The sequence below is a fragment of the Marinitenerispora sediminis genome (assembly GCF_003336425.1).
Lineage (GTDB): Bacteria > Actinomycetota > Actinomycetes > Streptosporangiales > Streptosporangiaceae > Marinitenerispora > Marinitenerispora sediminis.
This window is the reverse complement of sequence record NZ_QEIO01000004.1, coordinates 15,505-29,853: the sequence shown is the minus strand read 5'-3', so window position 1 is coordinate 29,853 and position 14,349 is coordinate 15,505. Positions and strand designations below refer to the sequence as shown.

Sequence of the window (14,349 nt, the reverse complement as noted above, 5' to 3'; positions counted from 1 at the left end):
GGACCCCGCCCGGGCCTCACAACGCCGCCGCCTTGTCCAGCAGCACCTCCCGCTGGCGCTCGTTGCGCGTGAGCTCGGCGGCCCGCAGCAGCTCCTCGCGGGCCTCGGCACGGCGGCCGAGCCGGGCGAGCAGTTCACCGCGGACGCTCGGCAGCAGGTAGCCACCGCGGAGGCGCTCGGCGTCGACCTCCTCGTCGACGACGCGCAGCGCCGCCTCCGGACCCGCTGCCATCGACACCGCCACGGCCCGGTTCAGCGTGACGACCGGGTTCCTCGTGATCTGCTCCAGCGCCGCATAAAGCGTGGTGATCTGCTCCCAGTCGGTTTCCGCGACGCTGCCCGCCTTCGCATGGCACGCCGCGATCGCCGCCTGCAGCGCGTAGGGTCCCCGCCCGCGGCCCAGCGCGTCCGCTCGGGCGAGGGCCGCGAGCCCGCGCGTGATCTGCCCGCGGTCCCACCGGGCGCGGTCCTGGTCGGCGAGGAGGACGGGGCTCCCGCCGGGGCCGGTGCGGGCCGCGAAGCGAGAGGCCTGCAGCTCCATCAGCGCGACCAGGCCGTGCGCCTCGGGCTCCCGCGGGGCCAGCGCCGCGACCATGCGCCCGAGCCGCAGCGCCTCGGCCGCGAGGTCGGCACGGATCCACCGGTCCCCGGAGGTCGCCGCATACCCCTCGGTGAAGACGAGGTAGACGACCGCGAACACCCCGGCCAGGCGCTCGGCCCACTCGCTCGGCTCGGGCACCGCGAACGGCACCCGGGCCGCGGTGAGCGTCTTCTTGGCGCGCACGATGCGCTGCTGCATCGTCGGCACCGACACGAGGAACATCCGCGCGATCTCCTCGCTCGTCAGACCGCCGACCACGCGCAGCGTCAGCGCCACCTGCGCCTCACGCGCCAGCACCGGGTGGCAGGCGGCGAACACGAGCTTGAGCACGTCGTCCTCGATCGGCTCCCACTCGTCCTCCGCCGCGACCTCCAGGTCGCGCCCGATGGCCCGGTACCGCTCGTCGAGGCGCTCCCGGCGGCGCCAGCCGTCGACCGCCCTGCGCTTGGCCACGGCCGTGAGCCAAGCGCCCGCGTTGCGCGGGACGCCCGACTCCGGCCACTGGGCGAGCGCGTCGGCGAGCGCGTCCTGGGCGAGGTCCTCGGCCAGGCCCACGTCGCCGACCATGCGGGCGACCGTCGCGACGACGCGGGCGCCCTCGATCCGCCAGACCGCCTCGACGGTCCGGCGCGCGTCGTCGGTCACTTCGTGCCGAGCTGCTCGCGCCAGCCCTCTTCCTTCTTGACGTACTCGTTGTCGGCGAAGTCCGCGAAGTCGCTCTCGTCGGTGACCCGGCGCACCTCCACCTTGGAGCAGCTGCTGAACGGGATGCGCTTGGCCCACTCCACGGCCTCCTCCTTGCTGGCGACCTGCAGGATCCAGAAGCCGTTGAACAGCTCGTGCGTCTCGCCGTACGGGCCGTCGGTGACGATGGGCTCCTCGCCGGTGAAGTCGACCACGGCCCCCTCCTCGGCGTCGGCGAGGCCCTCGCCCGCCAGCAGGACGCCGGCGTTGATCATCGACTCGTTGAAGGCGCCCATCGCGTTGATGATCTCCTCGAACGGCACCTCCTTCGCAGCCGCGATCGCCGCTTCCGTGGTGCGCATGATGAGCATGTACTTCATGGCCGGTCCCCTTCGTCGGACGGCGCCGCGTTCGGCGCCTCTCATCTGGACGTCGAACGGCGCGCGACAGGATCGACATCTCGACGGAACTTTTTTCTGGAGGTGACGATAGACCGGTGCGCGCGGCGTCCGGAAGGGGAAGCGCGCTGGTGACGGCGTCCGGGGCCGCCGCGGCGTCCGGGCCGCCGCGGCGTCCGGGCCGGCGGCGCTGCGCGGGCGGACCTGCCACGGGAGGCGGCCGGACCGGGCCGCGTGGGCGCGGTCGGCCGCCGCGTCCGGGTCACCGGCACCGCGGCACCAGAGGGCGCCGTCACCCCTCGGCACCGGCTGCCCGGCGGGACGCGCCGATCTCGGGCAGGCAGGTGCGGCGGTACTCGGTCGGGGTCGCGCCGAACGCGGTGCGGAACGCGCGGGTGAAGTCGGCGGGCCGGGTGTAGCCCCAGCGGGCGGCGACCGCCTGGACCGGGCGGGTGGCCGCGCGGGGGTCGGCCAGGTCGCGGCGGCGACGGTCGCGGGCGTCAGGTCCGGATCACCCAGATGGCGCAGGATGAACGCCTGGACCTCCAGGAACCGCGTCCGCTCGCGGGTCTCGGTGGGGGTCCGGTCCTCGGCCTCCATGTGGTGGGCCAGCCACGCGGCGATCAGGTCGAGGAGCACCGATCCGAGCCGCTGCGCCTCCGCGGCCCGGTAGGGGGTGGCGTCGGTGGCGAGGTGGGTGAGGAAGCCCGCGAGGAGCACGCCGATCCCCTCGTGCCCGGGCAGCCGGGTCGCCATGAGCGCCCGTACGCGGTCGGCGGGGAGCGGCAGCGTGTGGTACGGAGCCTGCACCACGACGGAGGCCGCGCTGCCGCACGGCGCGTCCACCACGCCCTGGTAGGGCTGCGAGGTGGAGTACACCACCAGTTCGCGCGCACGCAGGGAGGACGTGCGCCGCCCCTGGATGATCTGCTGCCGGCCGCCGAGGATGAGCCCCACCGCGTACATGCCCGGGTCGGACCTGCGGATCAGCTCCGGAGTCCGCCGGGAGCTCAGCGTCGAGTACGTCAGGGAGGTCACCTGCGCCTCGCCCAGGTGCACGGCGCGGATGGAGGCCAGGAAGTCGGCCTCGGGGTCGATATCGAACTCGTTCGGCACCAGGGCGCTCGCCGTGGCTTCCCGCCATACCGGGATCCGCTCAGCCGGGGGCAGGTCCCGGCTGTCGAACACCTTCTCCATCATCGGGCGCGTTCCCTCCAGCTGACCTGGGCGGCCGCTCGCCCCTCTGCCGGAGACCGGCTGGGGGCGTCCGGCATGCGCGACCTCCGATTCCGGCGCAGCGGTCCGCGCTCCCCGGGAGGCGGCCAGTTCCTTCGCCCGGCTTTACTTCCCGAACCTCCGGTGATCCCACTCCCGCTGCGCTGTGACGGCCCTGCTTCGTTAAGTAGTCGAACAGGCGTCCGAAATATTCCCAATGTCGCATCGAGTGACGGGGGCGGCACCCAGGGCGGCGGAACCTGCGCACCTGCCGGCCCGCTCCGGCGGTGCCGGCACGGCGCGAGCACCGGAGCACGTTCGGACGGCTGACCGGACCGGGCGGGCCCGCCGGCTCCGACGTGCGCCCCGGCCGGCCGGTGCCGCTCAGCCCGGGCGGACCAGCTTCGACGGGGCGATCCCGAACGCGCGGGAGAACGCGGCGGTGAACGAGGCGGGCGAGGCGTAGCCGAGACGGGCCGCGACCCGGGTGACCGGGTGGGTGCGCAGCAGCGGCACGGCGGCCAGCAGCCGCGCCCGCGTCCGCCAGACCGCCGGGCTGACGTGCACCTCCTGCCGGAAGCGGCGCGTGAACGCGCGTTCGCTCATGGCGAGCCGCGCGGCCCAGTCGCGGTTGGTGAGCCGGGCGTCGGGGCGCGCGAGGTAGTCCTGGCACAGCGCGGCGAGGTCGGGCGAGGACGGCAGGTCCACGTGCAGGGGCAGCGGCGCGAGCGCCGCGATCTCGTGGAGCAGCAGCTTGGCGACGGCGCCCTCGCGCCCCGCGAGGTCGTAGTCGGCGTCGAACTCGACGGCGGCGAGCAGCAGTTCGCGGAGCAGGGGCGTGACGTCCACGACGGTGCAGGCGGCGGGCCACCACGGGACGGCCTCGGGCTCGATGTAGAGGCTGCGGGTGCTCACGCCGAGCATGCGGACGCGGTGCCGGGTCGCCGCCGGTATGAGCACGGCGCGGTCGGTGGGCACCGTCCATGTGCCGGTGTCGGTCTCCACGACCATGACGCCGGTTGCCCCGTAGAGGAACTGGGCCCGCCGGTGCTCGTGCCAGTCGAGGAGGTGGCCGCTGGCGTAGTCGGTTCCGATGGGCAGGACGGCACGGGCGACACGGTCGACCTCGGCGAGGCGGATGTTGCGCACCTCGCCACGATAGCGGCCGGGTCTCGAAGGAACCATGCCGATCTTCGATTGCCGGCGGCGGTCCCGGACTGATGGACTGACCATCCGTGAGCATTGTGGTGCTGGTCGCGATCGGGGTCCTCACGGGCCTGACAACGGTGCTGTTCGGGTTCGGCGGCGGCTTCGTCACGGTCCCCGTGATCGTCTGGGTGAACGCCGCTCTGGGAGCGGACGCGATGCACACGGCGGTCGCCACCTCCGCGATCGTCATGGTGGTCAACGCCGGGATCGCCACGGCGGCGACGCGGCGGGACGTCCTCGGGGCGCTGCGCGGCAGCGCCGCCCTGGTGGCGCTGCTCGGCTGCGGAGCGGTGCTGGGCGCGCTCGCGGCCCGGTGGGTGCCGAGCCCCGTGACGCAGTGGGCGTTCGTCGGCTACCTCGTCCTCACGATCGGCGACCTGCTCGCGCGGCCGGGGTTCCTGGGCCGCCAGCCCTCCGACGGGCCCGCCGCGCCGGACGTGGCCTCGGGCATCCCCCGGGTGCTGGGCCTGCCCATCGGTGCGCTCGCCGCGTTCCTGGGCGTCGGCGGCAGCGTGATGACCGTGCCGCTGCTGCGCCGGTCCGGCCACCCCATGCGGACCGCCACCGCCCTCGCCAACCCGCTCACCCTGGTGATCGCCGCGCCGGCGACGGCCGTGTTCCTGCTCGACCACGCCGCACCCGGTGCCGGCTCCCCGGGGACCGTGCTCCTGCTCGGCGCGGTGGACGTGGGAGCCGGGGCCGCGCTGCTCGCGGGGGCCCTGCCGGTCATCGTCGCCCTGCGCCGCCGACCGCCCCGGATCCCGGACCGGGTGCACGCGTGGAGCTACCTGCTGCTGCTCGTCGCGGTGACGGCGGCGATGGCGGTGTCGGCGTTGTGACGCGGCTGAGCGGGATCCGGAGTCGCCACGTCGCCGGACCGGGTGTCTGCGAGCACGGCCCCGTGCTCCTGCCGGGTGTGCCGCGGGCGCGCGGCTGGCCGGGACCGGTCGGGCGGGACGCACCGCGGCGGCGCACGGAGGCACCGTCTTCCGCCGTGCCGACCAGCTCGCTCGGACCGCGGCAGGAAAGGGCCGCCGCACGGCGCCGTGGGCGCGCGGCCCGGAAACGGCACTCCTTTCCACCGCGTCCGGCGCCGGAATCGGCCGTCCAGCCGGCCGACCCGGAAACCCCCTCCCCGCCCCCACCGGGAAAGCGGGCCGTCCGCGGCCAGGCCCACCGACCGGGGGAAACACCGCACCGGGCCCATTGCTCCCCGTCGCCGGCACCGCCCTTTTCGCCGACCTGCCGGAGCGAATCACGCTCGGATTCCACTCATGTCCGAGAAAGGTCGCGACCGCCATAATCGACGACATTCCCGAATTCGACAGAGAACCTTTCCGCGGCGCCGGACGGAGGAGCTGAATTCCCCCGGAGCCGCCCGCCAGGCCGCGCCGGACCCGCGACCGGCCGGGCCCGCGTCCGCCGGCGGGCGCGACCTGCGCCGCCGACACGCAGGAGGCCGCCGGCCGCCGCTGTCCGTGCACGTTACTGTGAACGGATTCGCCCAGTGCGCCGGAATCGCTTGCCCGGCGGGCGGCCACCGTCTCGCGGGCACCGCGAATTCCACAGCCCCGCCGACCTGCCCACTTGCGCTTTTCCACCCTCTCCCCCATCCCGCGCGGCGCCGCCCGCGCGCGGGATACCACGCAATATTTCTGTAACATTTCTGTCATCATAGAAGGCATCTATAAACACTAACAAATATTGGTATAGCTTGCATTTCATCAGGTATTGAACGAACACATACCTCTGAACCAGTATCAAGCGACATGCGCCACGGGCAGCGAGCCAGAATTCCACAGCAAACGCAAACTCGGACCGAGCACGATCCGAGAGGGGTGGAATGAGAATTAGGGACTCCCACCTCACGCGAAAGCGCCGCGACTCGGAAGGGTCCATGGCCGGCGGCCGGCCGGAAGGACCCGCCGGGTACCTGCGGCCAGGCCGCGCCCTGGCGGCCTCCGTCGCGGCGCTCAGCGCACTCGCCCTCACCGCGTGCAGTGCACCCGAAGGGGGCTTCGACTCCGGCGGCGCGGGCGGGACCGCGATCACGCTGGTGGAGCAGCCCTGGGAGGACCTGATGGTCGAGAACGCGATCGTCAGCCAACTCCTGGAGGAGCTCGGATACACCGTCAGCATCGAGGAGCTCTCTGTTCCGCTCGGCGCCCAGGCCCTGGCCAGCGGGGACGCCGACGTCTACCTCGGCAACTGGTGGCCGAGCCAGGAGGACGTCTTCGCCGAGCACATCGACACCGGCAGCGTGGAGGTCCTCGGCACACTGGTCACGGAGGCGTCCTTCGAACCCGCCGTCCCCCGCTATGTGGCGGAGCGCTACGACGTGACGTCACTCGCCGACCTGGCACCCAACGCCGCGGCGTTCGGCAACGAGTTCCTCGGGATCGAGGCCGGAGCGCCCGGGAACCAGAGCATCCAGGACGCCATCGACGCCGACGCCTACGGCCTCGGCGACTGGGACCTCGTGGAGTCGAGCACCCCGGCCATGCTCGCCGAGGTCGAGCAGCGCGTAGCGGACGAGCGGCCGGTCGTCTTCCTCGCCTGGGAGCCGCACTGGATGAACGTCGAGTGGGACCTCGTCTACCTCGACGACCCCGAGGAGGCCTGGCCGGGTGCGGGCGAGATCCGCGTCGCCACCCGCGAGGACTTCGGTACCGACAACCCCAACGTGGCGCGGCTGCTGTCCCAGATGGAGGTGGACAGCGGCACCGCCTCCGACTGGGTCCACGCGGTGAGCCAGGAGAACACGGCGGCGGAGGACGTCGCCCGCGCCTGGATCGCGGACAACCCCGACGCGGTGGGCGCCTGGCTGGCGGGTGTCGAGACCGTGGACGGCGAGCCCGCGGAGGCCCCGCGTGATTGAGGCCCGGCATCTCACCAAGGTGTTCGACCTCTCCCCGGCGCGGGCCCGCCGCACCCTGGACGCCGGGCCCGACCGCGCCCGCGCGGTGCGGGAGGCCGGCGGAGTGCTCGCCGTCGACGACGTGTCCTTCTCGGTGGAGCGGGGCGAGCTCTTCGTGATCATGGGCCTGTCCGGTTCGGGGAAGTCCACGGTCATCCGGATGATCAACCGGCTGGTGGTGCCGACCACCGGGAGCGTCCTGTACGACGGGACCGATGTCGGCGGCATGACGCCGCGGCAGCTCCGCGGGCTGCGCAACGAGCGCGTCGGCATGGTCTTCCAGCACTTCGCGCTCTTCCCGCACCGCACGGTCCGGGAGAACGCCGCCTACGGGCTGAAGGCGCGCGGCGTGCCCAGGCGCGAGCGGCTGCGGCGCGCCGACCGCGCCCTGGAGCAGGTCGGGCTCGGCCAGCGCGGCGGCGCCTACCCCGACGAGTTCAGCGGGGGCATGCAGCAGCGCGTCGGACTCGCCCGCGCGCTGACGACGGACCCCGACGTCCTCATCATGGACGAACCGTTCAGCGCGCTCGATCCGCTCACCCGCCGCTCGATGCAGGAGCAGCTCCTCGAACTGCAACGGGACTTCCGCAAGACCATCATCTTCGTCACGCACGACCTCAACGAGGCGATGCGCCTCGGCGACCGGATCATGGTCATGCGGGACGGCCGGACCATCCAGCTCGGCACCGGACCCGAGATCATCGCCCGGCCGGCGGACGGCTACGTCCACGACTTCGTCTCCGACGTCGACCGGACGCGCGTCCTCACCGCGGCCGCGGTCATGCGGCCCCCGTGGGTCACCGCCGCCCTCGGCGAGGACCCGGCCGCCGTACTGGCCCGGCTGGAGCGGTCGCGCGCCCGCGGCGCCTACGTCACCGCGCCGGACGGCGGGATCGCCGGTGTGGCCACCCCCGAGGCGCTGTCCGCGGCGGCCGCCGAGCGCCGCGCCGACCTGGAGCACTGCCTCGGCGGCGACTACACCGCGGTCCCCGACGACACCCCGCTCGTGGAGTTCTGCCATCTCACGGGCGGGCACGCCGTCCCGCTCGCGGTCGTGGACCGCGACAAGCGCCTGGTCGGCGTCGTGCCCAGGGCCCGCGTCCTCGACGCCATCGCCTCCGCCGCCGAGGACAGGAGCGAGCATGCCTAGGATCCCGGTCGGCACAGCGGTCGAGTCGTCGCTGCAGTGGCTGGTGGACCACGCCGGCGGCTTCTTCGACGGCGTCTCCGCGGTGCTGCTGTTCGCCGTGAACACCGTCTACACCGCGCTCGTCTCGCCGCTGCCGTTCGTGCTGATCGCGGTCTTCGGCCTGGTGGCCGCCGTGACGACCCGCAGCGCCGTTCTCACCGTGTTCACCGTGCTCGCGTTCCTGCTCGTGGACGGCATGCGGCTGTGGACGCAGACGCTGGAGACCCTCGCGGTCGTCATCATGGCCGCCGTCATCTCCGTCCTCGTCGGCGTGCCGGTCGGCATCCTGGCCGCGAACAGCGCGCGGGTGAGCGTCTGCGTCCGGCCGGTCCTCGACTTCATGCAGACCCTGCCGGTGTTCGTCTACCTCGTGCCCTCGGTGTTCTTCTTCGGCATCGGGGTCGTGCCGGGGATCGTCGCCACCACGGTGTTCGCCATACCGCCGGCGGTCCGCCTCACCGAGCTCGGCCTCCGCCAGGTCGACGCCGAGATCGTGGAGGCGGCCCGGGCGTTCGGGCCGCGCCCCGGGCAGGTGCTGCGCGAGGTCCAGCTCCCGCTGGCGCTGCCGTCCATCATGGCGGGCGTCAACCAGGTGATCATGCTCGCGCTGTCCATGGTGGTCGTCGCCGGCATGGTCGGGGCGGAGGGGCTGGGCGGGGTCGTCGTGAGCGGGGTCACCCAGTTCGACATCGGCCTCGCCTTCGAGGGAGGCATCGCCGTGGTCGTCCTCGCCATCTTCCTCGACCGGGTGACGGGCGCCCTCGGCCGGCCGCGGTCGTCCGGCCGGCGGACGCGTACCGCCCTGGACACGCTGCTCCGCCGGCGGGCGCGGGAGGAAGCGCCCCGGGAGCCCGAGCACGCCGCCGCCTGACGGCCGCCACCGCAGGAGCCGACCAGCCAAGGTCCGGACCGCCGCGCATCGGGCGCGCGACCAGAAGGAGGACCCGATGACCGATCCGCACGTCAACAGGTACAACCTGCCGATCGGGGACCGGCCGCGTCCGCGGGCCGCGTCGATCGACGTGCGCGACCAGGACCCGCCGCACACCCCGCCCGAGCCGCTGCGGCCGCCCAAGGGCGCCCCCAACGTCGTGCTCGTCCTCCTTGACGACATGGGCTTCGGCGCGCCCAGCACGTTCGGCGGGCCGTGCCGGATGCCTGCCGCTGACCGGCTGGCCGCGGGCGGCCTGCGGTACACGCGCTTCCACGTGGCCGCGCTGTGCTCGCCGACCCGGCAGTCACTGCTCACCGGCCGCAACCACCACTCGGTGGGGATGGGCGTCACGACCGAGATGGCGAGCGCGGCTCCCGGCTACGACGGCATCCGGCCCCGCAGCGCCGCGCCGCTGGCCCAGGTCCTGCGCGCCAACGGCTACAGCACGGCCGCGTTCGGCAAGTGGCACCAGACGCCCGCGCGCGAGGTGAGCCCGGTCGGCCCCTTCGACCGCTGGCCCACCGGCGAGGGCTTCGAGAAGTTCTACGGTTTCCTGTGCGCCGAGATGAACCACTGGCATCCGGTGCTGTTCGACGGGACCACGCCGGTCGAGCCGGACCGGCGGCCGGAGGACGGCTACCACCTCTCCGAGGACCTCGTCGACCAGGCGATCGAGTGGATGAATACCCAGCGGAGCCTCCGGCCCGACACGCCCTTCTTCCTCTACCTCCCGTTCGGCGCCACGCACGCGCCCTACCACGTGCCGCGCGAGTACCGGGACCGCTACCGGGGCAGGTTCGACCACGGGTGGGACCGCCAGCGGGAGATCACCCTGCGGCGCCAGAAGGAGCTCGGCGTCGTCCCGCAGGACGCCGAACTGGCGCCGTGGGCCGACGGGGTGCCGCACTGGGACGAGCTCTCCGACGCCGAGCGCAGGGCGGCGGCGTCGCTGATGGAGCTGTACGCGGGGTTCGCCGAGCACACCGACGACCAGGTGGGGCGCTTGGTCGACGCCCTGGACGACGCCGGCGCCCTGGACGACACGCTGTTCATCTACGTCTTGGGCGACAACGGCGCCTCGGCGGAGGGCGGCCTGGGCGGAACGCTCAACGAGCACCGCTTCGCGAGCGGCATCCCCGACACCGCCGAGTACATCAACGCCAACGCCGACGCGCTCGGCGACGCCACGACCCATGCCCACTACCCGGTCGGATGGGCCCTCGCGATGAACACGCCCTACCCGTGGACCAAGCAGGTCGCCTCGCACTTCGGGGGGACGCGCGACGGGATGGTGGTGCACTGGCCGAACGGGATCGAGGAGCGCGGCGGGATCCGCCACCAGTTCCACCACGTGATCGACGTGATGCCGACGGTCCTGGAAGCCGCCGGCATCCCCGCGCCCGCCACGGTGGACGGTGTGGCCCAGCAGGCCGTCGAGGGCACCAGCATGCTCTACAGCTTCAACGATGTCGGAGCCCCGGACCGCCGGCGGCTGCAGTACTTCGAGATGGTCGGCAACCGCGGCATCTACCACGACGGCTGGATGGCGGTCACCCGGCACGGCACCCCGTGGGAGATGGTGCAGACCGGGCGCCGCTACTTCGACGACGACGTCTGGGAGCTCTACGACACCAACGCCGACTGGTCCCAGGCGCGCGACATCTCCGCCGAGCACCCCGGCAGGCTGCGCCAGCTGCAGCAGCTGTTCCTCGTCGAGGCCGGCCGGCACAACGTGTTCCCGCTCGACGACCGGATGACCGAGCGGGAGAACCCGAGGGAGGCGGGCCGGCTCGACCTGCTGGGCGACCGCCGCACGGTGACGTTCCACGGCCCCGGGCTGCGCCTGACCGAGGAGACCGCGCCGAACGTGAAGAACCGCTCGCACACGATCACCGCGCGCGTCGACGTGCCCGCCGGGGGCGCCGAGGGGGTGATCGCGGCACAGGGCGGCCGCTTCGGCGGCTGGTCCCTGTACGTGCACGAGGGGCGGCCGGCCTACGCCTACAACTACTTCGGCCTGCGGGTGCACAAGGTGGCGGGCGGAGGCGTCCTGCCGCCCGGAGCCCATGAGATCCGGCTGGAGTTCGGCTACGACGGCGGGGGTGTCGGCAGGGGAGCAACCGTGACGCTGCACGTCGACGGAGCGGAGGTCGCGGCCGGCCGGGTGGACGCCACCATCCCCTACTACTTCGCCTTCGACGAGACCTTCGACATCGGGGTGGACCGGGCATCGCCGGTGACGGACGACTACCCCACCGCGGACAACGCGTTCACGGGGCGGTTGCGGCAGGTCCGCCTCGACCTCTCCGACGACCTGTACAGCGACGTCCAGAGTGAGAACGAACGCCAGCTCTTCCGGGCCGCCCATGACTGAGCAGCGCCCGCGCGGCGGGTGCTGCGCCCCGTCGGCCGGCCGGCGGGGCGCCCGCCCCCAGCCGGCCGCGCCGGCCTCCGGTGCCGGCGCGACCAGCCCGGACGGGCTCGTCCTGCTGCCCGGCGGCGACTTCCTCATGGGCAGCGCCGACGAGCACGCCTACCCGCAGGACGGCGAGGGACCGGTCCGGCGGGTCGGGCTGGCCCCGTTCCGGATCAGCCCGACGGCGGTGACCAACGCGGAGTTCGCCGCGTTCGCCGGCGCCACGGGGTACCGGACGGACGCGGAGCGGTTCGGATGGTCGTTCGTCTTCGCCGGGCTGCTCCCCGACGACTTCCCGCCCACCCGCGGCGTGGCGGCGGCGCCCTGGTGGCGCCAGGTCGAGGACGCGAGCTGGCGCCGGCCCGCGGGGCCGCGGTCGGACCTGGACGGCCTCGCGGACCATCCGGTGGTCCACGTGTCCTGGAACGACGCCGAAGCGTACTGCGCCTGGGCGGGCCTGCGGCTGCCCACGGAAGCCGAATGGGAGTTCGCGGCACGCGGCGGGCTCACCGGGTGCGCCTACCCGTGGGGGGACGAGCGCGAGCCCGGCGGGCAGCACCGGATGAACGTCTGGCAGGGGGCCTTCCCCCGGGAGAACACCCGCGACGACGGCTGGTACGGAACCTGCCCCGTCGGGGCGTTCCCGCCGAACGGCTTCGGGCTGCACAACATGACCGGCAACGTGTGGGAGTGGTGCCGCGACCGCTTCTCCCCCGGGCCCCGACGAGGGGGTCCAGCCCGAGCGGCTGCGGAGCGGGTGGAGGTCCGAGCGGCTGCGGAGCGGGTGGAGGTCCGAGCGGCTGCGGAGCGGGAAGACGCCCGAGCGGCTGCGGAGCGGGAAGACCCGCGGCCGCCCCGCGCACCCGAGCAGGGGATCCGCCGCAGCGCACGGGGCGGCTCCTACCTGTGCCACGACTCCTACTGCCGCCGGTACCGCGTCAGCGCGCGTCAGGGGATCGCCCCCGATTCGTCGATGGGCAACACCGGTTTCCGCTGCGCCCGGGACGCCTAGCCCTGTCCGGCTCCCAGGTCCTGGCCCTCCTCCGGTTCACCGCCATCGGGGGGCCAGGCCCGCACGAGGTCGACGAAGGCCTGGGCCGCCGGCGAGAGCCCGTCGGGCGGCCACACGAGGACCCCGCGGCGCGTCAGCGGGGGGCTGAGGGCCACGACCACGGCCCCGAGCCTGCCGGCCTCCCAGGCGAGCCGGCGCGGCAGCAGCGCCGCCCCGGCGCCGCCGAGCACCAGCGGCACGATCGCGGCGCGGTGGGTGGTCTCGACGGCGATCCGCGGAGACGCCCCGGCGAGGGCCAGCGCGCTGTCGAGCGCGCTCCTGGTGGTGGAGCCGCTGGGAGTGGTGACGAAGTCGAGGTCCGCGAGCTTCTCCAGCCGGAGCGGGTCCTCGGGCGTGGCGGCGGTGGGCGGGAACACGGCCAGGAGGTCCTGTTCGGGCAGGTCGAGCTGGTGCATCCCCGCCGCGGCGGTGCCGTGCTCGGTGAGTCCCACCTCGCACTGGCCCCGCCGGACGACGTCGACGACCGCGGCGGCGTTCTCCGCGTCCACGATGTTGAACGTCACCCCCGGGTGCCGGCGCCGGAAGGCGCCGACGAACGAGGCGAGCGGGTCGACGGCCAGGGTGGTGGCCGCGACGATGTCGAGGCGGCCCGAGACGAGACCGGACACCTGCCGGGCCGCGGTCCGCACCAGTGCGAAGTCGTGGATCACCTGCCGGGCCGGCGCGAGCAGTGCCTCACCGAGCGGGGTCAGCACCACCCCGCGGCCGACGCGCCGGAAGAGCGGTGACCCCACCTCCCGCTCCAGGACGCCTATGGCGTAGGAGAGCGACGGCTGCGCGATCCGCAGCGAGCTCGCCGCGCTGGTGAAGCTTCCGTGGCTCGCGATCGCGAGAAAGTACTCGAGATGCTTTCGCTCCACATGACCTTCCTACGGCTGGGGGCGGGGGCAGCGGCAGCCGCTCGCCTGCCGCCGGCGCGCATCGGCCGCGATGCACGCCGGCAGGCGGCTCCCTCCGGGCGCCTCGTAGCAGGGTACGCGGCCGGGCCCCGGCCGCCGCCGACGGCCCGGGGGCACTCGGCCGGGATGCTCGGGGCCGCTCCGCCCGGGGTAGTGCGGACCGGTCCGGCCCGCGTCCCGCGCGGATCCCCGGCGCCTCGGGGCCGGCCCCGTCCGCGTGGCCCGGCCGGCCGGGGAAGTGGACCTGGCTGCCGCCGAGCTCGCCGCCGGGCAGTTCCTGCAGGCCCTGGGCATCAGTACCGACTCCGAGAGCCTGCGGGGCACGCCCGGCAGAATGGCCCGCGCCTACGCCGAGCTGTTCAGCCCCCGCCCCTTCGACCTGACGACCTTCCCCAACGACGAGGGCTACGACGAACTCGTCCTCGCCCGCGGCATCCCGCTCCGGTCGGTGTGCGAGCACCACCTCCTGCCCTTCGTCGGAACCGCCCACGGGTGGAGCCGTGGGACATCGCCCGCACCGGTGAGCCCGTGGCGGCGGAGCTGGGCATGGACGCATGGGCGCGCGGGGAGGCGGAGCGCGGCCGGTGGATCGAGGCCCTGGCCGCCCACCCGGTGCTGATCCAGCGGCCGATCATCACCGCGGACGACGGCACCGCCGTGGTGGGCCGGTCCCCGGAGTCGGTCCGGTCCGTCCTGCCGTAGCGGAGCCGGCAGGCGCCGGCCGGCAGGCCGTGCCCCGCCCCGGCACCGCCCGCCGCACGCCCCGGGTGCAGCGCCGCGCCGGTACGGGCGCCGTCGGCGACACCTGCGTGTGG

At 73.8% G+C, this 14,349-nt stretch carries 10 protein-coding genes and 3 pseudogenes; 8 read left to right on the top strand and 5 right to left on the bottom strand.

All coding sequences use genetic code 11. From position 1 onward, the window contains the following. Positions 1-16: 16 nt before the first annotated feature. From DEF28_RS01340 to DEF28_RS01320, 4 genes and pseudogenes are all read right to left on the bottom strand, one after another. Positions 17-1,246 carry an RNA polymerase sigma factor gene (locus DEF28_RS01340; protein WP_114397238.1) on the bottom strand — a complete coding sequence of 410 codons (1,230 nt, stop codon included), beginning with the start codon at positions 1,244-1,246 and terminating at the stop codon, positions 17-19. Further along, positions 1,243-1,665, bottom strand: coding sequence for a YciI family protein (locus tag DEF28_RS28250; RefSeq protein WP_114397258.1), 423 nt, complete (start codon positions 1,663-1,665; stop codon positions 1,243-1,245). The genes DEF28_RS01340 and DEF28_RS28250 overlap by 4 nt, the downstream gene beginning before the upstream one ends. Before the next feature lie 639 nt (positions 1,666-2,304). Then, positions 2,305-2,880 (bottom strand): annotated as a pseudogene (locus tag DEF28_RS28245) (cupin domain-containing protein); the annotation flags it as partial. 402 nt (positions 2,881-3,282) lie between these two features. Further along, a complete protein-coding gene (locus tag DEF28_RS01320; protein ID WP_114397239.1) occupies positions 3,283-4,047 on the bottom strand; it encodes an AraC family transcriptional regulator in 765 nt (254 codons plus the stop codon). An 86-nt stretch (positions 4,048-4,133) separates the two neighbouring features. Between DEF28_RS01320 and DEF28_RS01315 the strand changes: the two genes are divergently transcribed. The 6 genes and pseudogenes from DEF28_RS01315 to DEF28_RS01290 all read left to right on the top strand — a co-directional run bounded on the left by DEF28_RS01315 (position 4,134) and on the right by DEF28_RS01290 (position 12,575). After that, positions 4,134-4,946 (top strand): sulfite exporter TauE/SafE family protein, encoded by an 813-nt coding sequence (locus tag DEF28_RS01315; RefSeq protein ID WP_199493085.1) that lies wholly within the window; start codon positions 4,134-4,136, stop codon positions 4,944-4,946. A 1,058-nt stretch (positions 4,947-6,004) separates the two neighbouring features. Beyond that, the gene (locus DEF28_RS01310) at positions 6,005-6,985 is read left to right on the top strand and encodes an ABC transporter substrate-binding protein (RefSeq protein WP_158562738.1); all 981 of its coding nucleotides are present in this window, start codon (positions 6,005-6,007) and stop codon (positions 6,983-6,985) included. Continuing rightward, the gene (locus DEF28_RS01305) at positions 6,978-8,174 is read left to right on the top strand and encodes a quaternary amine ABC transporter ATP-binding protein (RefSeq protein ID WP_114397241.1); all 1,197 of its coding nucleotides are present in this window, start codon (positions 6,978-6,980) and stop codon (positions 8,172-8,174) included. The genes DEF28_RS01310 and DEF28_RS01305 overlap by 8 nt, the downstream gene beginning before the upstream one ends. Then, positions 8,167-9,000 (top strand): annotated as a pseudogene (locus tag DEF28_RS01300) (ABC transporter permease); the annotation flags it as partial. The gene DEF28_RS01305 and the pseudogene DEF28_RS01300, both read left to right, overlap by 8 nt. 160 nt (positions 9,001-9,160) lie before the next feature. Next, positions 9,161-11,521, top strand: coding sequence for an arylsulfatase (locus DEF28_RS01295; protein ID WP_114397243.1), 2,361 nt, complete (start codon positions 9,161-9,163; stop codon positions 11,519-11,521). Beyond that, a complete protein-coding gene (locus DEF28_RS01290) occupies positions 11,514-12,575 on the top strand; it encodes a formylglycine-generating enzyme family protein (RefSeq protein WP_114397244.1) in 1,062 nt (353 codons plus the stop codon). The genes DEF28_RS01295 and DEF28_RS01290 overlap by 8 nt, the downstream gene beginning before the upstream one ends. On the opposite strand, the gene DEF28_RS01285 is transcribed toward DEF28_RS01290, so the two are convergent. Beyond that, positions 12,572-13,495, bottom strand: coding sequence for a LysR family transcriptional regulator (locus tag DEF28_RS01285; RefSeq protein WP_114397245.1), 924 nt, complete (start codon positions 13,493-13,495; stop codon positions 12,572-12,574). The genes DEF28_RS01290 and DEF28_RS01285 overlap by 4 nt on opposite strands. 256 nt (positions 13,496-13,751) lie before the next feature. Here DEF28_RS01285 and DEF28_RS28240 point away from each other — a divergent pair. Beyond that, positions 13,752-14,012, top strand: a pseudogene (locus tag DEF28_RS28240) (GTP cyclohydrolase I); the annotation flags it as partial. 14 nt (positions 14,013-14,026) lie between these two features. Next, positions 14,027-14,236, top strand: a complete 210-nt coding sequence (locus tag DEF28_RS28235) for an ArsC/Spx/MgsR family protein (protein WP_233515022.1) — start codon at positions 14,027-14,029, stop codon at positions 14,234-14,236. Positions 14,237-14,349: the final 113 nt, after the last annotated feature.